Here is a 20,606-nt window from a genome sequence, read left to right on the forward strand (position 1 = left end):
TCAATCATGAGAATAATGAAAAATATAGGAATTGCAATTATGGCTTTATTGATGATAGCCTGCACCGATAATTTTGATGAAATAAATGAAAATCCCAATCTTCCTGAAACGGTGGGGCCACAATTCTTGCTATCGAATATCATTTCTGTTTCAGCAGACCGAAATACTTATGAACAAGGGTTTAGATTAGCTAATTATTTAGCCCAGTTCTCCGCTAGTGTGGAGTTTGAACGAATCGACCGCTACGAAATGGGGTCAAATAGTGAATATTGGAGCACCATTTTCCGCTTGCTTTCTGACATCCGTTCCATGCAGGAAATAGAAGGCACTAATGAAGCTTACATTGCTGTTGGAAATATCATGAGAAGTTATCTTTTCTCACAGTTGACGGATATGTACGGGGATGTTCCCTATACAGAAGCCATAAATGCACTGGATGGAAATTTGAGCCCAGCTTATGATACACAAGAAAGCATTTACATGGATACCGAAACAGGGATTCTGGCTGTTTTAGCTAGTTCAGTAGAGACTTTAAAATCTACAAACTTCAGCATCCAGGGCGATATGATGTTCAATAATGATTTGGACCAATGGATAAAATTTGCCAATTCCCTGAGGGTTAGATATTATTTGAGAGTGAGCAATAAAATTACTGACTTTTCAGCATTACAGTCCATCGTGGCAAATGAAGATTTAATGCAATCCAATGTTGATAATGCAGTGGTTCCTTATCTTTCTTCTGCCCCAAATCAATGGCCGATGTCCTTAGCCGGATTGGGACTTTATCAGGAGCATCGCATGACTCAAACTGTCGATTCTGTTTTAAGCTTATGGAATGACCCTAGAGTTGAGGTATTGTATAAACCCTCTGAGCAAAGCGTACAGGATGGAAATCCTGAATATGTGGGATTGTTAAATGGTCAAAGCAGAGAAACCATTGCTGATAAAGGAATCAATTTAAGTAATATTTCATTATTTGGCTCTATTTTCAGAGATGTTCCGGATGGAGTGGATGCACAATTTATGCAATATGCAGAGTTACAGTTTGCTTTAGCTGAGGCCTCTATTAAAGGTTTTATCTCAGGAAATGCTACAACTTATTACGAAGAAGGAATCCGAGCCTGTTTTGATTATTGGGGAGCAGCTTTACCTGCTGATTATTTCAGTAGACCTTCTATTACACTAACTGGAAATTCTGAAGAAGATTTAGTAAAAATCATGACACAGAAATGGTTGAGTCTTATAAATAATGGCCATGAGGCCTGGTTTAACGTAAGGAGAACTGGAATTCCTAAATTGCAGCCGGGTCCTGATAATCTAAATGGTGGAAGATATCCTGTAAGATATTTATATCCTGAATCAGAGCAGGCCACTAATGCGGAAAACTTTGAAGAGGCTGCCCAAAGAATAGGTGGAAACACTATCAACAGCAAAGGATGGTGGGAAGGTGGTTGATTAACAATTAATAATTGAATAATTAATAACTGGCTTGAAAGACCTGTCAAGTTTTGAAAACCTGACAGGTCTCCTCCTATTGAAATCCTAGCATAATTTGTAATTAAAAAATTCATAATTTCTTATGGAACTAATATTTGTATATAATGCCAATTCAGGCAAATGGAATGGTTATATGGACATCATGCACAAAATATTTTCACCAAAAACTTACCCTTGTAGTCTGTGTGCTATCACTTATGGCACTTTCAAAATCAGGGAGGAATGGGCTGAATTCAAAGAAACATTGGATGTACCACTGGCCTTCCTTCATAAAGATGAATGGCTGGAACAGTACGGAATTCAGGAAAAACTGCCTGCTATATTTTTAAAAGAGGGAGAAAACACCAAAAACTGGATAACAGCCGAAACGCTGGATCAGCAGGATTTGGATTCACTGAAGAATTTGATTCGAGAGAAATTGGAATTTATGAATATTAAATAAGCAGGATAATGTTTAATCCTGCCTATTTATTCTAATTCACATTGATTACAACACATCATTCGCCAGATTCGCCAATTCAGATCTTTCTCCTTTTTCAAGGGTCACATGTGCATATAATTCATGGCCTTTTACCCTATCTATCAGATAGCTTAGTCCGTTGGATTGTGAATCGAGATATGGCGTATCAATTTGATTGACATCACCTGTGAAAACAATTTTGGTGTTCTCCCCTGCCCTTGTTATAATGGTTTTCACCTCATGAGGCGTTAGGTTTTGGGCTTCATCTACTATGAAATATATATTGGATAAACTTCTCCCTCTTATATAAGCCAAAGGTTGAATGGTCAATTTTTCTTTATTGACCATATCCGTAATATTCAAAAACTCTCGTTCGTGCTCCTGGAACTGATGTTGAATGTACTTCAAATTATCCCACAACGGTTCCATGTAAGGATTCAATTTGGATTTTATATCCCCAGGGAGATAGCCAATATCTTTATTGGATAATGGTACTATGGGTCTAGCTAAAAATATCTGTTTAAAATCTTTACGCTGCTCCAGAGCCGATGCCAATGCGATTAAGGTCTTCCCTGTTCCAGCTACTCCTTGCAAAGTCATCAATTTTATTTCAGGATTTAGCAAAGCATGAATAGCAAAAGCTTGTTCTGCATTTTTGGGCATAATCCCATAAGCAGATTTTTTCTCTACTTTATCAATTTGATTCGTAATAGCATTGTAAAAACCTAAAGCTGAGTTTTTATTGCTTTTCAGTATATAAAAGGTATTGTTCATTGGCTTCTTCTTGCCCATGATATCCGCTACATCGCAATGATAAGTATCATAAAGTTTATTGATAGTTTCTGTAGTGACAGTTTCTAACTTTTGTTTACCAGAATGTAAATCACTGACATTCTTTACCTTGCCAGTTTGATAATCTTCTGAACGCAAGCCACAGCTCTTGGCTTTTAGCCTTAAGTTAATATCCTTAGTGACTAAAATGACAGTTTTATCTTTCAACTCTTTCTGAAGTTGGACTGCACTGCCTAAAATTTTATGATCGGGAATATCTTCCAGAAAAATATGATCCGTATCAATTGATTTAGGACTCGGCATCAATACCTTGAATACACCTTTAGTTTTGCCGTTAAGTGGAATCCATTCGCTTAATGAGCGGCCATCAGCCAGTTTATCAATCATTCTGATGAATTCGCGAGCTTCAAAATTCTTGGTGTCATTCCCTTTTTTGAACTGGTCCAATTCTTCTAAAACCGTGATGGGAATAGCCACATCATGCTCTGCAAAGTTCATAATGGAATCGTGGGAATAAATAATAACTGAAGTGTCGAGTACAAATACTTTCTTTTCTTTCTTAGCCTTCGCCATATATGTTAAAGTTGATATGATTTTAGAATCAATTTAAAAAATTATCGGGATTGTAAACTAAAAATCAGCTGGTAAATACTTAAAAAATATATAAGTAACAGATAATCAATTAGCTATAAAAATGAAATTAAAGATTTGGTAATGTATAAATATGAGAGACCTGAAATATTCCGTAAAATACGTAACGCAATAAATACCTGAATAATATTTATTAAACGTGAATACTATAATTTAAACCCAAAATCAAAGCCAATCCAATGGGTTCTGTTTTCTGTGGCTTTCATTATTAAAGGCAAATCCAATTGCGCTTCTTCATTGGAGAAGTATCCAATATTATATGAAACACCTGCCAACAAAGGCGGAAAATATTTTTTAAAGATATCATAGCTGAAATTCAGGGAAATCCTGCTAGTTGGCAAACCTTCTGTCCATTTTTCATTTCTTTGCATCAGATATAATAAATCGTGGGACAAGGAAACAGAATTGTAATTATTGTTTTTGTAATACTTCAGCTCCAAACCATATCCTGCAGTCCAATTGATGTTTTTATTCCAACTATAATTATAACCCACAATTAAGCGATTGAGCAAATGCTTACTGCCATTGGAAATAGTTAAATAAGTATTCATTATCTCATTAGCTGCCAAATTCCCTTCTCCATGACTGGTATTGGTATTTATCAAGCCTACAGGTATTCCTTGATTGTCTTTACTTAAATTAATTAATCCTATTTGCCAACCATGATTTTGATTGGTGATATTCATTAAGCCTAATTGAAAGTGGTCACGCATAAAGAAAAAGCCTTTTTCATACATCAAACCAGCATCAAAAGAATAATTAAACAATCCCAATTGAGCCATTGAATTCCTTTTGGGGGCATAATTAAAAATCCCCCCTATTTGTAAACCCAAAGCACCACGTTCTATAGCATTAAATAATCCAAATTGCATCCCTTGAAAAGTTTTACTTACCCTATTATAAGTTCCGATCTGCAATCCCTTCCCATCACCTTCTACTTTGTTCACTATTGCTCCGATTTGAACACCCTGAAATTCAAAATCCACTGATTTTTCAGGTCTGAAATGTAAATTTCCTGTCACATTTGAAAAAGCTGATAATTGTAATCCATTAGTATAATGAAAGGTTCGATTACTAATTCCACTAATTTGAAAACCTTGAATTGCACCAGTGTAGCCTGACAGCAAATGCAGGGACAAATTGGATAGTATATAATGACTATGCTGCGAATTATCCGCACCAGAACTGATACCCAACTGTACCTTGTGGCGGACTAATTTTTTGACTTGGGAATGGAGGTTAAAAAATGGTAAAATCAGAAAACTTAATAGTAAATAATAACGCATAATTTGTTTGTTGATAGTTAAACATAATGCGCCTGTGCTTCTACCTATTATGGTAAAGGCAAAGAAATTTCAGCTCGGTTTTAGTCCGAAATTTAAAAATGGATTTGATTTTTCTAATTAGTAATAAAGAAAAGCTCAATATCCATACACCCATAAAATGCACTCACTTTTTGAAATGCATACAAACACAAACACGATTTGAAAATAGTAGAATTGATTTTAAAAACCAATAAAGCAGTTCTAAAGTTGAAATAAGGAAGAAAAACAGTACCCAAATGGAAGTTCAAACCGTATATCAAAATAACTACCTAACAATCGGTAGGAAAAACAAAGAATTCCTTATTTTTGAATTCAGGAAACGAAAAAGAAATTAGAGCATGAGTGTCAAGACGGCTAAGAAAAATAAAACCACTATATCAAACGAAATTTTAGAAAAGGCGTATCGCTTAATGCATACTGCCAAGCGAATGGCTGAAATTTACGATGAAAATAAAGCCATAGCCTCAAAATATGTGCATAGTACTTCTCGCGGACATGAAGCTATTCAGTTGGCCGCTTCTATGCAATTAAAACCAATAGATTATCTTGCACCTTACTATAGAGATGAAAGTATTTTGTTGGGCATTGGAATGGAGCCCTATGAATTAATGCTTCAACTAATGGCCAAAAAGGATGATCCATTTTCTGGAGGTCGCTCCTATTATAATCACCCTTCTTTGAAAAGAGAAGGTATGCCAACAATTCCACACCAAAGTTCTGCTACTGGTATGCAAGTTATTCCTGCAACTGGAATGGCGCATGGTTTAAAATTCAAGGAAGAACATGGATTGGGAAGTGAAAGTGAAAAACCAGTAGTGGTTTGTTCACTAGGAGATGGTTCTGTTACAGAAGGTGAAGTTGCAGAAGCATTTCAAATGGCAGTCTTAAAGAATTTACCTATTATCTATTTGGTTCAAGATAACGACTGGGGTATTTCAGCAACAGGTAAAGAAATGCGTGCCATGGACGCTTATGAATATGCAGCTGGCTTTAAAGGCTTGAAAAGAATGCAGGCTAATGGAACCGATTTTGAAGATTCTTACAATAAAATAGGGGAAGCCATCAAGCATGTCAGAAACCGAAAAGGACCAGTTTTATTGCATGCCAATTGCCCACTTTTAGGACATCATACTTCTGGAGTTAGAAAAGAATGGTATAGAGGGGAAGAAGATTTGGAATTGCATTCAATGGGCGATCCTATTCCTAAATTTCATAAATACCTATTGCAAAATGATTTCTCAGAGGAGGAATTGAAAACACTGGAAAAAGAAGCTATAAAAACAGCCAACGAAGCTTATCAAAAAGCCTTGGACGCAGATGATGTGGATGCCAGTGAAGTGGAATTGCATGAATTTGCAGAAACGCCCATAACTGAGGAACAAGGACAACGCAAACCAAAGGGAGCTGAAAAATCAGTGATGGTAGATGCCGCCTTACATGCTGTGGATGATATTTTAAAAAATAATCCTGAAGCCCTTTTCTACGGACAAGATGTTGGGGGAACTTTAGGAGGTGTATTCCGTGAAGCCGCCAATTTAGCCAAGAAATACGGTGATGGGCGAGTATTTAATACTCCTATTCAAGAAGCTTACATCATTGGAAGTACAGCAGGTATGTCTGTGGTTGGGGCAAAACCAATTGTGGAAATTCAATTTGCTGATTATATATGGCCGGGCATGAATCAGCTGGTAGAAGAACTTTCAAAATCCTGCTATTTATCATACGGAAAATTCCCAATTCAATCACTAATTAGAGTTCCTATTGGAGCCTATGGTGGCGGTGGTCCATATCATTCAGGTTCTGTAGAATCTACATTATTAACCATAAGAGGAATTAAAGTAGTATATCCATCGAATGCCGCAGACATGAAAGGTTTGATGAAAGCAGCTTTTCATGATCCGAATCCAGTGATTATGTTGGAGCACAAAGGCCTATATTGGTCGAAAGTTCCTGGGACAGATGGGGCAAAAAACCATGAGCCGGATGATGAATACATTATTCCATTAGGTAAAGCCAGAATAGAGCAAGAAGCTGAACAGGAAATGATAGACAATGGAGAAAGTATGACCATTATCACTTATGGAATGGGAATCTATTGGGCAAAAGCTGCTTCTAAAAAATATAAAGGTCAAGTTGAAATTGTTGACTTGAGAACTTTGAATCCATTAGATTGGGAAACAGTAAAAAGCAGTGTAGAAAAACATGGAAGAGCCTTAGTTTTAACTGAAGAGCCATTAATGAATTCCTTTGCTGAATCATTAGCTGGAAGGTTAAACCAGCACTGCTTCGAATATTTGGATGCGCCTGTTAAATCTTACGGGGCATTGAATTTGCCAGCAATAGGCTTAAATGTAGAATGGGAAAAAGCCATGTTGCCAAACGCTGATAAAGTAGAGAAGCAAATTGGGGATTTGTTGGGGTATTAGCCCCCTTCCCCGCCAGCTGGCGAGGAAGACGCTCGGAATATTGTTTGGAGTTGGATAATGGGTGTGCGGCAAGAAATGTCAGTACCGAAGGTCGGACATTGGAGCGTGGGAGTGAAAGTTGGAAGCTCGAAGTGGCAAGCAAGGTATTGGATTTAAATGATTGCATCAGCTATCTCTGTACCCTGTACTTAAAACTTATAACCTATAACTTGCTACTGTTATACAAAAAAAAAGCACTCACAAAACTGCAAGTGCTCTTTGTAAAAGAAATTTAAACTTATTTATTCTTCATCTGCAGCCAATCGAACCTTGATGCCATCCATATCTGGATGTAGTCTGAGTTGACAAGCTAAACGACTATTATGTTCAGCATTGGGCAAAATATCCAATTGATCCATTTCTTGATCGCCCGGCTCATCTAAATCATCAAATCCTTCCTCCACTTTCACATGGCAAGTGGCGCATAGTGCCATTCCCCCACAGGTAGCTAGGATTGGATATTCATTGGCTTTCAGAAACTCCATTAGGCTTAAGCCCATATCGGTTGGAGCTTCTAATTCTTGCACATCGCCAGAATAATCTTGCACTTTAATTTTAATATCACTCATAATTTAACGCTTGCGGATTCTAAATTAACAAGCCACAAATATAAATTAATTAGAAAGATTCGATACCGTTTACAGTAGTATATTTGAAACTTAAGTGCTTATCCGGATAAATATGCTTGAAAGCAGATTGCGCCATTAAAGCCGCCTCATGAAAACCGCATAAAATTAATTTCAATTTGCCTTTGTAAGTATTAATATCTCCAATAGCATAAATACCTGGCACATTAGTAGAATAATCCTCAGTATTTACCTCAATCTGATTTTTATGGATGCTTAATCCCCAATCTGCAATAGGGCCTAACTTAGGGCTTAAGCCGAATAAAGGCACTAAATAATCAGCCTCTAATTCCATTTCGGATTTGTCCGCGCCTGTAACTTTAACAGAATTCAATTTACCGTTTCCGGAAAGTGAAGCCAAATTACTTTTCAATAAAAGATTGATCTTTCCTTCTTTCGCTAATTCAAAAACTTTATCTGCTGAATCAGGTGCTCCACGGAAAGTTTCATTTCTGTGAACTAAAGTGATTTTCTTAGCAATTTTAGAAAGTTCAATAGTCCAATCCAAAGCGGAGTCTCCCCCACCCGCTAAGATCACATTTTTATCCCTGAATTGCTCCGGATCTTTCACCATATAAGAAACACCCTTGCCTTCAAAATCAGCAATTTCTTTCAAAGGCGGTTTACGCGGTTCGAAACAACCTAATCCACCTGCAATGACAACCACTTTACAATCTATTTCAGTACCGTCAGAAGTTCTTAATTCAAAACCTGTGGCTGTTTTTTCTACCTTATCCAATCTTTCCCCTAAAGTAAAAGTAGGATTAAAAGGTTTGATTTGATCCATCAAATTATCTACTAATTCCTGTGCTTTCACTTCTGGAAAACCGGGAATATCATAGATAGGCTTTTGCGGATAAATCTCAGAGAGCTGTCCGCCCACTTGAGGAAGGGCATCTACCAAATGGCAACGTAACTTCAATAATCCCGCTTCAAATACTGCAAATAGACCTACTGGGCCTGCTCCGATAATGCAAATGTCAGTTTGTATCATTGTTTTTACTAAGTTATTATAAGTATAACTTCAATTCGCTGACAAAGTTCGTATAAAAATAGTTGTTTTACTAACTATATTGAAAAATATGTTTTTCTTACTCTAAAAACTGCACAATTTCTTTACAGAAGATAGTAACTGAATCAATGATATTGAGTAGAATTAAACTATTATACCAACTAAGGATAAATGTTAAATAATTCAATCCTTCCTTATTTCATCATTCTATTTCCAAAGTCCCAACCTGATATTCCAATATCATTTTTTGAAAAATAAGGGTGAATCGTGCCTGTTCCCTATTAGCTGAAGCTGTTACAAATTCTTGATTAGCTAAGGACAAATCCGCTAAGTTGGCTATACCCGCATTATAACGCTCCTCTTGCACTTTAAAAGCTTCTTCTGCAGCTTTAAAGGCAGCATTGCTTACCTCAAATCGCTTTATAGCAGCATTATAATTCAAATAAGCATTTTGCACATCTTGAAAAATAATTCTCTCTGTATTTTCGAAATCAAGTTGGGTGTTATACAAATTAACCTTTGCCCTTTCCACCCTTGCCTTGTTGATGTAATTATTGAAAATAGGAATATTCAAATTCAAACCGACAATATTATTGGGATATAAATCCAACAATTGATCTCTATAATTCAAAGTATTAAGGGAACTATATTGAGTTCCATATTCATAAAACGCACTTAAACTTGGTAAATAGCCAGCCTTTAAGCTTGCTATATTTTGATCAGCTGATTGTGTTCTATATTGCAATTGCTTTAAGTCGGCTCTATTTTCTATCGCCAAACTAAATAATTCTGCTAGCTCCAATTTTTTACCTTGAGGAATATCCATCAGTCCTTCTGAAGAAATCACATATTCTTCTAATGGATTTAGCTGTAAAATCTGAGTAAGTTGGGCTTTATCCAGCAAAAGAGTGTTTTCAGCTTCGATGTACTCCATTTCCAGTTGTTTAACACTAGCATTTTGGGTAAAGAAATCAGCTTGTGGTCTGAGTCCCGTCTTGGTAAATCCTTCAATTCGATCTAACTGCTTATTTTGGTTTTCAACATTCTTTTGAGCGATTTCTAATAATTGCTGGTCTAATAAAATTTGAAGATACTGCTGTGCGACTTGGAAAATTACATTCTGCCTTTCTCTTTCTATTCCTTCTGATTGCGCTTTATATTCCAAATCAGAAATGCGCATTTGATGCTGCCGATTGAAGCCCTCAAAAATAGATACACTGGCATTGAGTCCTCCTGATAACCTATCGGCTTGAACATTGCTAATCTCAAATCCATCTTCTACCAATTGAAATTGCTGTCCAACTTGCCTGGTTGCTCTAACATTTAGAGAAACATTGGGTAAATAGGCCATTTTAGCTTGAGTCTGATCCATCGATAGACTCTGTAATTGATTCTCTGCCTGCCTTAAGCCAATATTTTTATTCAAGCCAATAGCGATGGCCTCATGCAAGCTTATAACCTTTTGTTCCTGGTTTTGGGATATAGCGGAATAAGACAAAAAGGAAAATAGAAAGGCAAATAGTATATTTTTACGAAACATGTAATTCATTTTTAAGCGAAATATCTTTAAGAATGGCTCCATCTTCTAATTCAATAATCCTTGAGCCGTATTGTGCATTTTCTTCAGAGTGGGTCACTTGAATGATGGTGGTTCCCTGGCGGTTCAACTCCTGAAAAAGCTCCATAATTTCCTTGGATTGGGTAGAATGAAGATTTCCAGTAGGTTCATCTGCCAACAAAATAGAGGGTTTACCAATAATAGCTCTGGCTACTCCCACTACTTGCTGCTGTCCACCGGAAAGCTGAGCCGGGAACAAATCCTTTTTAGCTACTATGCCAAATTTATCCAGCATTTCCGCCACTAGACTTTTCCTTTCTGAAGATTTCACTCCTCTATAAAGCAGTGGGGTTTCTATATTTTCATAAACCGTCAGTTCATCAATAAGGTGATAGGCTTGAAAAACGAAACCAAAATGCTGCTTATGTAAAGCCGATTTCTTTTTATCATTCAATGATTCTATCTTTTCATCCAACAGATGATAAGTACCTGCCGATAGGTCATCCAGCAAGCCAATAATATTGAGCAATGAGGACTTCCCCGCACCACTAGGCCCCATAATGGTTACAAATTCACCTTTTTCAATTTGGAGGTTTAATCCTTTCAGGATAAACTGCCTTTGAAACTTATTGCTAATGTATTTATCTAAATCTGTTAATGTGATCATATCTTAGTTTTTAATGTGGTTTTTCAATTTGTATGCCACTTCAAAAATATGGCTTCAAAGGCTAATAAAGGCATATTTTATTTTAGTTATTGTTCAAAAGCGGGAGAATACGTCCGATATCGGACGGTGTTTTGTGGATTGTCAATTAAAGTTCTTTTTGAACTCTTGGACTTTCCTTTACCGATTTTCTTCTATTTATTTTTCTACCATATAACAACCTATTTTAGCTCATTAATTACTGATAGCACTACTGGTCAGTGGCATCCCGATAAGGAAACAGTCTATTTACTTTATTGTATTGTGGAATAAATGTTAAGAAATTCCCGATTTTTGTTAGGATTATATCCGTTCCTGCAAGACAATTGAGGCTTGTTGAATAAATCATCAAACAACATATGGTAGATGAGGGAAAACAAGCTTTTATCGGATTAAAATGGAAGATAAACTTTGGCTTTTTCTTAAGCAGTAAAACTTTCTGTAACTTTTTATTAACCCATCTTGTCGAATGTTTGTGAATTCACCAAAAAATATCACTCACACAAATTTTAAAAGATGAAAACTACATTAATAAAATCAGTTTTTAATATTATAATAATCTCAGGTTTTTTAACAATTTTTAATGCCTGTTCACCAAACATACATATTAGTACACTTGATGGTCAAAGTGTAAAACATTCCAAACTTACTGCTGATATAAAAAAGATAATGGAAAATGAAGAAGTTCCAGGGCTGTCCATTGCTATTATCAATAACAATGAAATTGCCTACCATGAAGTTTTTGGGGTTAGCAACTCAAAAACCAAAGATTTAATCACAAAGCAAAGCATATTTGAAGGCGCATCCCTTTCAAAACCCATATTTGCTTATTTCGCTTTAAAAATGGCTGAAAAAGGAATTATTGATTTGGACAAGCCACTTTATGAGTATCTACCACATCCTGGAATTGATGAGGAATCACAGGAAGACTATAAAATGATTACAGCTCGAATGGTATTGTCTCATCAAACAGGGTTTCCAAATCATGCCTTTAATGAAAAAATAAAGCTTGCATTCAAACCGGGAACCGACTTTAGGTATTCTGGTGAAGCTTATCAATATTTAGCTGCTGTAATTGGTATGGAAAAAGGTGTAGGATTTAAGGAAGACTTAAATGCATTGTTTCAAAAAGAGGTGACAAAACCTTTGCAAATGGAGCACACCTCCTTCATTTGGGATGATTATCTTGAAACCCATAAAGTTTATGGACATGATGAAAACGGAGAGCCGACTTTTAACAAACCTGGTCCTGGAAGATGGAGCGGCAAAACATTTAATGCATTTTCAAGCGTGCATAGCGAGGCCTCTGAATATGCTAAATTTATAATAGCCATGTTGAAGAAAGAGGGATTATCCCAAGCTACTTTCCATGAAATGCTTAAAGAGCAAACCCATTTTAAAGAAGATAATCCTTTAAGGCAAGAAATAGGACAAACGGGTTGGGGACTTGGTTTTGCACAGAAGCAAACCGAAAATTGGACCATGCATATGCATACAGGTAATAATCATGACTTTCAAGCTTATGCCATGTTTGTGCCTGAGAAAAAATATGGCTTGGTAGTGTTTACCAACAGCGATAAAATGCAGTCATTTTTGGAACATTTATCTAAGGAATTTGGCCCACTATTCTAAAATAAACTAAAGCACAATTTATAAAAGTGACTTATCTTTAATTTAAAATACAGAAGAAATGGAAAATTATCAGGACGCATTAGGCGCAATAGTACTAATGGCAGGAGTAGTTGTAGTGGTATATATTATCGCAAAATATACTTACCTAATCAAAAAAGCAATGATTGAAAAAGGACTTGTCTCTCAAACAAATTCAAGAAAAATGCAATACATTGATCTCGGTTGCATTATCGGTGGTTTGGGAATTGGGCTTATGGTTTCAACCATTTATACCTCCATGGAACTTTCAGAAGACACAACCGATCTGTTCGTTTGGGGTACTATTTTACTCTTCGGTGCTATAGGTTTGTTAGCTGCTCACTTTTTAAGAAGAAAGTTTGGCAGCTGATCATAAAGATATTGATGCTGTATTAATTGAGAAAGTAAAGAATGGTGACACAGATGCTTTTAGACAGTTGGTCGATAAGTACAAGGATGTGTCCCTTTCTTTGGCTTACTCTATATTAAAAGACAAAGCAAAAGCGGAAGATGTGCTGCAGGAAGCTTTTATGAAAGTATTTCACAAAGCAGCAAGTTTCAAACATCAGTCTGCCTTTTCAAGCTGGTTGTACCGTATTGTTGTGAATTCTTCCTATAATGAATTGAAACGCAATAAAAGTCATGTAGAACTAGAAAAAGTTAATTCAAATGACTCCGTGGTAGTTGAAAAAACTGCTTTCCAAAACCTAAAAGTGGAAGAACAAAAGAGGTATGTTGTATTGGCTTTAAATAAACTTAAACCAGATGAAGCCCTAGTCCTAAGACTTTTCTATTTATGTGAATTAAGTTTAAAAGAAGTAGAGGACATCACTGGATTTAGCACTTCAAAAGTTAAGGTGGATTTGCATAGAGGGCGAAAAAATATGGGAATCGCATTAAAGAACTTGCTGGGAAAGCAAATAAATGATTTATTGTAAAAAACACTTATTTGCTTCAAATAAGATTAACCTGAAAAGTCAATAAAAATGAAAGAGGAAATTGCAAAAAACCTGATTCAAAAGAGTAAAGTCAATACTTCAGATGATTTTACTGATAAATTGATGCTAAAAGTTGAAGCTGAAAAAGCAAGATCGGTAACAAGCACACCGAAGCTCCTGTCGTTCCGTTATCCACTATTGGCAATGATTGGTGGAATAGTCGTTTTTTTTATGATTCTGTTTTCAGGATTTATACCTAGGCTTGTGTTTTTTGACTATCACTTGCAATTGAACAAAACACCTTTCTTGATTCTACTATCTTTTCTGCTGATTATGGGGCTTAATCATATACTAAGGCTAAAAGTTAACCTGGAAAATTATCAAAAAGCTAAATCCTAATTAAAAAAATACAGGATTCGAACCTCAAAATCTCATGACAAACTCCGCTAGGTCTTGCGATGAATTAAGTCCTAATTTTTTTTTCAATCGGGTTTTAATCACTCTTAGGCTTTCTTTTTTAATGACCATCGTTTTGGATATGTCAGAAGAAGTCATTCCAAGCTTAATGAAGGCTAAATATTTCAGGTCATTCTCAGATAAGCAGGGGTAAGCACCTGAAATATTTTTATAAAAATCGGGATTGACCTTTTTAAAATGGATCATAAAATCTTCCCAGTTCTCATCAAAATTCAAGGTTTCTCTAATATAAGTAAGAACGCTCTTTAAATCCTTCCTGACATTGGGTTCTAGTTCCAGAATTTTATGTTCTATTTTATCAAAAATTGCCTTTTTCTTTTCCAGTAAAGCAGAAGATAACAACAAATTTTGTTGGATAGACTCCCTTTCTTTTTTCTCTTCCTCGGCTAATTTTCGGTCTTGAATGTTTCTAGTGCAACTTAACAGCAATACCACCTCATTTCTTTTATTATAGATGGGTTTGGTATAGCCTTCAAACCATTGATACCCATTATTTTTTGTTCGAAACAACAACTCCAACTTTTCAGGTGAGGCTACATTAGCCCCATTCATAGAGTTAGAAAGGTTCTTTATTAGAATGGGAAGATGGTCCGGGTGTATAAAATCATAGGGAACCTTTCCTTTCAAATTATCGGAAGTATAACCCATTATTTTTTCAGTAGAAGGACTGGCAAACAAATACCGACCGTCTTTCGGATGGTGCAAACAAATGACGTCAATACTATTCTCTACAATTAGTTTTAGCTTATTGATTTTCTCTTCAGCCAATAATCGAGCTAAACCTTCTCCGTCAAGGCTATTATCATTATCAATCGGTTTTAAAAGGTTTTCAGTTTCTTCCCCTCGGTATAATTGATTGTTTACTTCACTCATTTCTTCTTAATACATTACCTATAATTTTCTACCATATCCCAATACAATAATGCAAAATAATGACATCTGTTCATAATAGACATTATTAAAAATAAATAAGAGTAAAAGAATTATTTGGTAATCAAATCCATCTGTGAACATTTCTTGACTGCTCAATATAGTTTCAAAACGTAAAATTGAGATAAAATTTAAGCTTGCTAACGATTTGTTAACGCTCTTGAGAATTTACATTTGTAAGTTTTTTGACAAGCCGCTATATTTAGAAGTTTCTATAAATATGGACTGATATATTACCAAATGAATCTAAAGCACCTTACTATAATCTCTCTCTTCTTTTTATTGCTTTTAACTGCAAGTTGCCAAAACAATGCAAAATCAAACCAACAATCTGATTCAAGCATCGATAAGACTAAAAACCTAAATAATGTATTAGCAGACAGCCTCCTCCCCTATGTAAAATATAATATGGATGTTATAGCATTTACAAATGCTACAGTAGTGGATGGCACAGGTAATTCAATAAAAACCAAACAAACGATTTTGATTGAAAATGGATTGTTTAAGACCATAGACAATAATTCTACTGTAAATATCCCAGAAGGTGCAGAGATAATTGACCTCAAGGGTAAAACAATTATTCCAGGTATTATTGGAATGCACAATCATTTGCATATTCCACGGTTTCCATATGTGGGAGATGTAGCGTCAAAATTATACTTGGCATCTGGAGTCACTACTATTCAAACCTGTGGTGCAGCTTCAGCTGAGAAGGAACTTTCACTTTCCAAAAACATTGCAAATGGAACTCAAATTGGTCCTGATATTATTCCAAGCGCACCATTTATTACTGGAGAAGGTGGCAACCCCAATATGATAATCCCAAGAAATGAACAGCATCTTCGAGACACTATTCAATATTGGATAAACCAAGATATGAAATGGTTCAAGGTTTATAGAAATACGAAGCCTGAAGAATTAAAAATAATCATTGATGAAGTTCATAAAAATAAGGGTAAAGTGAGAGGGCATTTATGTTCCATAACTTTTGCAGAAGCCTCTGAAATGGGAATTGATGGAATTGAACATGGCTTGAACAGTACCAGCGACTTTAGATCCAATAAAGAACTAGGAATGTGTAACGGAGGTAGGGAATATATGGATGAGCTCATCATTGATAGCCCTGAAGTAAATAGACTACAACAATTGATGATTGACAATGACGTGGTTTTAACTTCTACCTTATCCATATTTGAAGCCAGCATCCCAAATCGGGCTTATGCCGATGAGCGAAGCATAAAAGCAATGTCGCAATATTTGAAGAAACAATATGAAGAGCGAAGAACCAATTTTGACAATCAGTTAAAGGACTCAACCAGAAATAAAAGATTGAAACGCATTATGGAGTTTGAATACCAATATTTCAAAATGGGAGGACTTTTATGCAGTGGAGTTGATGCCGGCAGACATGTGATACCTGGTTTTGGCGATCAAAGAAACTTCGAACTATTTATTGAAGCAGGTTTTACCACCGAAGAAGCTATTCAGATTATGACCAGCAATGGAGCCAAGGCATTGGAGCGAACAGATATTGGAAGCATAGAGATAGGCAAAAGAGCTGATTTTGTAATCTTAAATGGCGATTTGAAAAAAGAAGCTTCAACAATCACCAAAGTTGAAACGGTTTTTAAAAAAGGAATCGGCTATAATCCTGAATTGATTTTAAATGAAACTAATGGGCAATTTGGTAAAGATTAATTTCTAAAACTTGCCATTTAGTTTGTAAATAATAAAGGAACTATGACTAATAACCAAACAACCACTGTAAGCAAAACCAAAACTATACTTGTTTATATTGCTACCATTCTTTTAGGTTATATCCTTTTCATTATCCCTGATGTATTTTTTGGAGTAAGCAAAATAAATGGAGGTAAGATTGGAATTAATTTATTATTCATCGCCCTCTTTCAATTTATAGGTGTAACCGCCCTGCTCTATTTTTCATTAAAAACCCTTAAGAAAACCTTTAGTGACATAGGATTAAAGTTTGTAAATCTTAAAAAAGACATCTTACTGGGTTTAGGTTTCGGTGCCTTATGGACTATTCTTCAGTTCGTTTTCCTTATTCCAAACACAGGTGGGGCTAACAGAGCAGACATCAGCCATATGTTGACTATGTATGATGGCAGTATGCTAGGAGTGATCTCTTTTATAGCATTAGGCGTAATTGGGGGTGGCATTACAGAAGAGCTTTTTAACAGAGGCTATTTCATCAATGTTTTAAAAGATACCTTTAAAAATCCCAAAACCGGTTTATGGTTTTCTGCCATTTTATCCATTTTACTTTTTTCGCTAGGACATATGCCAGCTAGTGCATTGGATTGGTTTGATATTTTAGTGCCCACTATCATGTACACATTATTATTTATCTCTACGAAAAGACTCACAGCTTCCATTATAGCACATGGAATTTATAATATGTCGGCTATCATATTGACTTATTACATCTACTTTGAATAGCATTTTTAATTTAAAAAAATGAATAAACCTACTTATAAATCCATACTTCTACTGTTTCTGATATTCCTTGTGAGTATTTCAGCTTTTTCACAAAAGAGATCAATATCCATAACAATAGATGACGTTCCCAATACCAGAAAATATCTAAAAGAGAATTTCAATCCAAGGCTACTCAATATTTTGGATTCCTTAGATATCCCTTTTACCATTTTCATAAATGAAGCTAAGGTTACCAATAATGAATTTGATAATAAAAATAAGGAATTGCTAGAAATGTGGATTCAAAATAGAAATTCGATAGCTGGCAACCATTCCTACAGTCACGCCAGATATTCAGCAGTTGGTTTCGATAAATTTGTAAAGGAAATTGATGAAGGTGAAATATTAACAAAACACTACGTAAAAAAGCACGACAAAGAATTGAAATATTTCAGATTTCCCTACAATGATATGGGAGCAGATTCAACTCAGCACGTAGAAATTAGAGCATATTTAAAATCGAAGGATTATGTAATTGCACCCTTTACCGTTGAAAGTTCTGACTGGATGTATAATTATGTATATCTACATTATCTAAATAATGGAAAAATCGACAAAGCCGCAGCAATAGGTGAACAATATGTAGAAAAGACATTGGAGCTGGTGTCCTTTTATGAATCCATGGCAAATAGTATTTACAAACGCCCAGTAAAGCATATTTACCTATGCCACGACAATGCAATCAATACAGACTATATATGCGAAATAATCTCTAAACTAAAACAGGAAGATTATGAAATTGTCAGTTTTGAAGAATCCTTAACGGATCCTATTTATTTGCAGCAAGACACCTACTATAAAAAGTGGGGAATCAGTTGGTTGTACAGATGGATGGATACGCAAGAAGAACGGATAAGTTGGATGAAGCAAGAACCTGATTTGTCTAAAATTGAGAAAGAGTATGCAGAAATATTGAAAAAACAATGATACATAACTTACTGCAAAAATTAATTGATATGAAATTCATACAAATATTATTAATCACCATAGCAGCTGCCCAATTAGGATACCCTCAAAACATTGACACCAATAAGCTAGATGAATATTTCAATACTTTAGATTCCCATGATCAATTTATGGGGAGCATTGCCATATTAAAAGAAGGTGAAATCATATACAACAAGCAAACAGGATTCTGTGATATTGATACAGACCAAAAACCAAACGAGAATAGCAAATATCAAATTGGTTCCATTTCTAAAACATTTACTGCCGTACTGGTTTTCAAAGCAATAGAAGAAGGTAAATTAAGTTTATCACAAACCATTGATACCTTTTTTCCAACTATTGAAAATGCTGGAAAAATCACTATCTCTCACCTTTTAAGTCATAGAAGTGGTATTCACAATTACACCGATAATAAGAAGGAATATTTAAGCTATCATACCGACCCAAAAACAGAAAAAGAAATGGTCGAAATTATTGCTGGTGGTGGCAGTGATTTTGAGCCTGATTCAAAAGCAGCATACAGCAATTCAAACTATGTACTGCTTTCGTATATTTTGGAAAAAATATATGAAAAACCATTCGCAAAAATTTTGGAAGATGAAATTACCTCGCCTCTAAAATTAAAAAATACCCATTTTGGAGGCAAAATAAAGGTAGAGAACAACGAATGTTATGCTTATAGCCTTGATAGAAACTGGAATAAAATGGATGAAACTGATTCGTCTATTGACATGGGGGCTGGGGGAATTGTTTCCACACCAACAGATTTGGTTCGTTTTGCAGAAGCCTTATTCACAAATAAAATAATCTCTGCTGAAAATGTAGAAATGATGAAAACCATTCAGGATAAATTTGGAATGGGATTGTTTGAAATTCAGTATTATGATAAAGTAAGTTTTGGTCATAATGGAGAGATAGACGGTTTTATATCGGTCTTTAGGTATTTTCCAGATGAAAACTATGCTTTTGCAATTACTTCTAATGGCGGAAATTACAGTATGAATTCAGTTGCAGTTACAATAGTTAACAGCCTCTTCAATAAGCATTATGATATTCCTGAATTTAGAACCTATGAGCCAAAATCTAAAGAACTAAAACAGTATCTCGGACAGTATTCAAGCGAGACATTTCCTGTGCAATTAACAGTTACCAAATCGGGTAAGCAATTGTTTATCCAAGCAACTGGAGATTCTAAAATGAGCTTACAAGCAACTGCAAAAGGCGAGTTTAAATATGAGCCCGCTGGAATTAGCATTGAATTTATGACTGAGAAACAGCAAATGAAAATAACTCAGGGTGGTAAGACAAATATTTTGAACAAAGAGTAGAAGGTGACACTAAATAAAAAATTATGAAAGCACTAAAACGTAAAACAAGCTTAGCAGGATTGCTCATTATTATTGGGATGATTACTGGTGTTTTCAGTATATCATCAGTGGTAGATTCTCCTGATTATTTAACAGAAGCTGCTTCAAATGCTAATCAAGTTATCATCAGTACTATTTTTCAATTTATCTTATTGCTAACCTATTTGGCTTTTGCCATTTTATTATTTCCATTAATCAAAAGATTTAATAACGGGCTATCAATAGGCTTCTTGAGTTTTAGAATTCTAACAAGTGCGATATTGGCTTTTGGAACTATTATTTTGATGTCAATTTTAGCTTTAAGTCAAGAGTTTGTAAAAAATGCATCAGAAAGCATTTTAATATTTGAAGCTTTGGGCAATGTACTCAAAACCACACGGGATTATATAAATCATGTATTTATGGTATTAACATTGGGCATTGGCAATCTCTTGCTGTACCTATTGTTTTTAAAATCTAAATTAATACCAAAATGGCTTTCGGTTTGGGGTATATTGGGAACAGTATTATCAGTATTTGCTAGCCTATTACTTTTATTTCAGGTAGTAGAAGTGATTACACCTCAATATTTAATATTAAATGCACCAACAGCGATATTAGAACTCATTTTAGGGTTTTGGCTAATAATAAAGGGGTTTAATGAAGTATATGATTCAGAAAGCTCTGCTAACAACTTGCAAACCAACTAATAAGACATCCTTATTAAAT

19 protein-coding genes are annotated in these 20,606 nt (G+C 35.2%); 12 read left to right on the top strand and 7 right to left on the bottom strand.

What is annotated here, in order from left to right:
• Positions 1-15: 15 nt before the first annotated feature.
• Together ABWH96_RS16550 and ABWH96_RS16555 are read left to right on the top strand one after the other, a co-directional pair.
• Complete coding sequence (locus tag ABWH96_RS16550; RefSeq protein WP_375578618.1) at positions 16-1,455, top strand: SusD/RagB family nutrient-binding outer membrane lipoprotein; 1,440 nt, start codon at positions 16-18, stop codon at positions 1,453-1,455.
• Positions 1,456-1,579: 124 nt separating this feature from the next.
• On the top strand, positions 1,580-1,939 hold the full coding sequence (locus ABWH96_RS16555) for a hypothetical protein (RefSeq protein WP_375578619.1): 360 nt from the start codon (positions 1,580-1,582) through the stop codon (positions 1,937-1,939).
• A gap of 45 nt (positions 1,940-1,984) precedes the next feature.
• Here ABWH96_RS16555 and ABWH96_RS16560 read toward each other — a convergent pair whose 3' ends face one another.
• Both ABWH96_RS16560 and ABWH96_RS16565 read right to left on the bottom strand, forming a co-directional pair.
• Positions 1,985-3,322, bottom strand: a complete 1,338-nt coding sequence (locus tag ABWH96_RS16560) for a PhoH family protein (RefSeq protein WP_375578620.1) — start codon at positions 3,320-3,322, stop codon at positions 1,985-1,987.
• A 224-nt stretch (positions 3,323-3,546) separates the two neighbouring features.
• A complete protein-coding gene (locus ABWH96_RS16565) occupies positions 3,547-4,686 on the bottom strand; it encodes a hypothetical protein (RefSeq protein WP_375578621.1) in 1,140 nt (379 codons plus the stop codon).
• Positions 4,687-5,063: 377 nt separating this feature from the next.
• On the opposite strand from ABWH96_RS16565, the gene ABWH96_RS16570 reads away from it, so the two are divergent.
• On the top strand, positions 5,064-7,151 hold the full coding sequence (locus tag ABWH96_RS16570) for a thiamine pyrophosphate-dependent enzyme (RefSeq protein WP_375578622.1): 2,088 nt from the start codon (positions 5,064-5,066) through the stop codon (positions 7,149-7,151).
• A 281-nt stretch (positions 7,152-7,432) separates the two neighbouring features.
• Here ABWH96_RS16570 and ABWH96_RS16575 read toward each other — a convergent pair whose 3' ends face one another.
• The 4 genes from ABWH96_RS16575 to ABWH96_RS16590 form a co-directional block, all read right to left on the bottom strand.
• The gene (locus tag ABWH96_RS16575; protein ID WP_375578623.1) at positions 7,433-7,759 is read right to left on the bottom strand and encodes a 2Fe-2S iron-sulfur cluster-binding protein; all 327 of its coding nucleotides are present in this window, start codon (positions 7,757-7,759) and stop codon (positions 7,433-7,435) included.
• 49 nt (positions 7,760-7,808) lie between these two features.
• The gene (locus ABWH96_RS16580; protein WP_375578624.1) at positions 7,809-8,810 is read right to left on the bottom strand and encodes an NAD(P)/FAD-dependent oxidoreductase; all 1,002 of its coding nucleotides are present in this window, start codon (positions 8,808-8,810) and stop codon (positions 7,809-7,811) included.
• A 220-nt stretch (positions 8,811-9,030) separates the two neighbouring features.
• Positions 9,031-10,368: a TolC family protein gene (locus ABWH96_RS16585; protein ID WP_375578625.1), complete on the bottom strand. Its 1,338-nt coding sequence runs from the start codon at positions 10,366-10,368 to the stop codon at positions 9,031-9,033.
• Positions 10,358-11,053, bottom strand: coding sequence for an ABC transporter ATP-binding protein (locus ABWH96_RS16590; protein WP_375578626.1), 696 nt, complete (start codon positions 11,051-11,053; stop codon positions 10,358-10,360). The genes ABWH96_RS16585 and ABWH96_RS16590 overlap by 11 nt, the downstream gene beginning before the upstream one ends.
• A 552-nt stretch (positions 11,054-11,605) precedes the next feature.
• Here ABWH96_RS16590 and ABWH96_RS16595 point away from each other — a divergent pair.
• From ABWH96_RS16595 to ABWH96_RS16610, 4 genes are read left to right on the top strand one after another with little or no spacing between them, the layout of a single operon-like run.
• A complete protein-coding gene (locus tag ABWH96_RS16595; protein ID WP_375578627.1) occupies positions 11,606-12,721 on the top strand; it encodes a serine hydrolase domain-containing protein in 1,116 nt (371 codons plus the stop codon).
• Positions 12,722-12,779: 58 nt separating this feature from the next.
• Positions 12,780-13,109, top strand: a complete 330-nt coding sequence (locus ABWH96_RS16600) for a hypothetical protein (protein ID WP_375578628.1) — start codon at positions 12,780-12,782, stop codon at positions 13,107-13,109.
• Entirely contained in the window at positions 13,099-13,677 is a 579-nt protein-coding gene (locus ABWH96_RS16605) for an RNA polymerase sigma factor (protein ID WP_375578629.1), read from the top strand. The genes ABWH96_RS16600 and ABWH96_RS16605 overlap by 11 nt, the downstream gene beginning before the upstream one ends.
• Before the next feature lie 48 nt (positions 13,678-13,725).
• Positions 13,726-14,076, top strand: a complete 351-nt coding sequence (locus ABWH96_RS16610) for a hypothetical protein (RefSeq protein WP_375578630.1) — start codon at positions 13,726-13,728, stop codon at positions 14,074-14,076.
• 24 nt (positions 14,077-14,100) lie between these two features.
• On the opposite strand, the gene ABWH96_RS16615 is transcribed toward ABWH96_RS16610, so the two are convergent.
• Complete coding sequence (locus ABWH96_RS16615; RefSeq protein ID WP_375578631.1) at positions 14,101-15,027, bottom strand: PAS domain S-box protein; 927 nt, start codon at positions 15,025-15,027, stop codon at positions 14,101-14,103.
• 297 nt (positions 15,028-15,324) lie between these two features.
• Between ABWH96_RS16615 and ABWH96_RS16620 the strand changes: the two genes are divergently transcribed.
• From ABWH96_RS16620 to ABWH96_RS16640, 5 genes are read left to right on the top strand one after another with little or no spacing between them, the layout of a single operon-like run.
• The gene (locus ABWH96_RS16620) at positions 15,325-16,782 is read left to right on the top strand and encodes an amidohydrolase family protein (RefSeq protein WP_375578632.1); all 1,458 of its coding nucleotides are present in this window, start codon (positions 15,325-15,327) and stop codon (positions 16,780-16,782) included.
• A 42-nt stretch (positions 16,783-16,824) separates the two neighbouring features.
• Complete coding sequence (locus tag ABWH96_RS16625; protein ID WP_375578633.1) at positions 16,825-17,544, top strand: lysostaphin resistance A-like protein; 720 nt, start codon at positions 16,825-16,827, stop codon at positions 17,542-17,544.
• A gap of 18 nt (positions 17,545-17,562) precedes the next feature.
• Complete coding sequence (locus tag ABWH96_RS16630) at positions 17,563-18,510, top strand: polysaccharide deacetylase family protein (protein WP_375578634.1); 948 nt, start codon at positions 17,563-17,565, stop codon at positions 18,508-18,510.
• 29 nt (positions 18,511-18,539) lie between these two features.
• Positions 18,540-19,859, top strand: coding sequence for a serine hydrolase domain-containing protein (locus ABWH96_RS16635; RefSeq protein ID WP_375578635.1), 1,320 nt, complete (start codon positions 18,540-18,542; stop codon positions 19,857-19,859).
• A gap of 23 nt (positions 19,860-19,882) precedes the next feature.
• Positions 19,883-20,587 (top strand): DUF4386 domain-containing protein, encoded by a 705-nt coding sequence (locus tag ABWH96_RS16640; protein WP_375578636.1) that lies wholly within the window; start codon positions 19,883-19,885, stop codon positions 20,585-20,587.
• The last annotated feature ends 19 nt before the right edge of the window (positions 20,588-20,606 follow it).

The sequence above is a fragment of the Marivirga tractuosa genome (genome assembly GCF_042140215.1).
Classification (GTDB): domain Bacteria; phylum Bacteroidota; class Bacteroidia; order Cytophagales; family Cyclobacteriaceae; genus Marivirga; species Marivirga tractuosa_A.

Excerpts from the sequence above, each read along its gene's own strand:
- ABWH96_RS16550 (WP_375578618.1), top strand. The coding sequence starts at position 16 with ATGAAAAATATAGGAATTGCAATTATGGCTTTATTGATGATAGCCTGC.
- ABWH96_RS16555 (WP_375578619.1), top strand. The coding sequence starts at position 1,580 with ATGGAACTAATATTTGTATATAATGCCAATTCAGGCAAATGGAATGGT.
- ABWH96_RS16560 (WP_375578620.1), bottom strand. The coding sequence starts at position 3,322 with ATGGCGAAGGCTAAGAAAGAAAAGAAAGTATTTGTACTCGACACTTCA.
- ABWH96_RS16565 (WP_375578621.1), bottom strand. The coding sequence starts at position 4,686 with ATGCGTTATTATTTACTATTAAGTTTTCTGATTTTACCATTTTTTAAC.
- ABWH96_RS16570 (WP_375578622.1), top strand. The coding sequence starts at position 5,064 with ATGAGTGTCAAGACGGCTAAGAAAAATAAAACCACTATATCAAACGAA.
- ABWH96_RS16575 (WP_375578623.1), bottom strand. The coding sequence starts at position 7,759 with ATGAGTGATATTAAAATTAAAGTGCAAGATTATTCTGGCGATGTGCAA.
- ABWH96_RS16580 (WP_375578624.1), bottom strand. The coding sequence starts at position 8,810 with ATGATACAAACTGACATTTGCATTATCGGAGCAGGCCCAGTAGGTCTA.
- ABWH96_RS16585 (WP_375578625.1), bottom strand. The coding sequence starts at position 10,368 with ATGTTTCGTAAAAATATACTATTTGCCTTTCTATTTTCCTTTTTGTCT.
- ABWH96_RS16590 (WP_375578626.1), bottom strand. The coding sequence starts at position 11,053 with ATGATCACATTAACAGATTTAGATAAATACATTAGCAATAAGTTTCAA.
- ABWH96_RS16595 (WP_375578627.1), top strand. The coding sequence starts at position 11,606 with ATGAAAACTACATTAATAAAATCAGTTTTTAATATTATAATAATCTCA.
- ABWH96_RS16600 (WP_375578628.1), top strand. The coding sequence starts at position 12,780 with ATGGAAAATTATCAGGACGCATTAGGCGCAATAGTACTAATGGCAGGA.
- ABWH96_RS16610 (WP_375578630.1), top strand. The coding sequence starts at position 13,726 with ATGAAAGAGGAAATTGCAAAAAACCTGATTCAAAAGAGTAAAGTCAAT.
- ABWH96_RS16615 (WP_375578631.1), bottom strand. The coding sequence starts at position 15,027 with ATGAGTGAAGTAAACAATCAATTATACCGAGGGGAAGAAACTGAAAAC.
- ABWH96_RS16620 (WP_375578632.1), top strand. The coding sequence starts at position 15,325 with ATGAATCTAAAGCACCTTACTATAATCTCTCTCTTCTTTTTATTGCTT.
- ABWH96_RS16625 (WP_375578633.1), top strand. The coding sequence starts at position 16,825 with ATGACTAATAACCAAACAACCACTGTAAGCAAAACCAAAACTATACTT.
- ABWH96_RS16630 (WP_375578634.1), top strand. The coding sequence starts at position 17,563 with ATGAATAAACCTACTTATAAATCCATACTTCTACTGTTTCTGATATTC.
- ABWH96_RS16635 (WP_375578635.1), top strand. The coding sequence starts at position 18,540 with ATGAAATTCATACAAATATTATTAATCACCATAGCAGCTGCCCAATTA.
- ABWH96_RS16640 (WP_375578636.1), top strand. The coding sequence starts at position 19,883 with ATGAAAGCACTAAAACGTAAAACAAGCTTAGCAGGATTGCTCATTATT.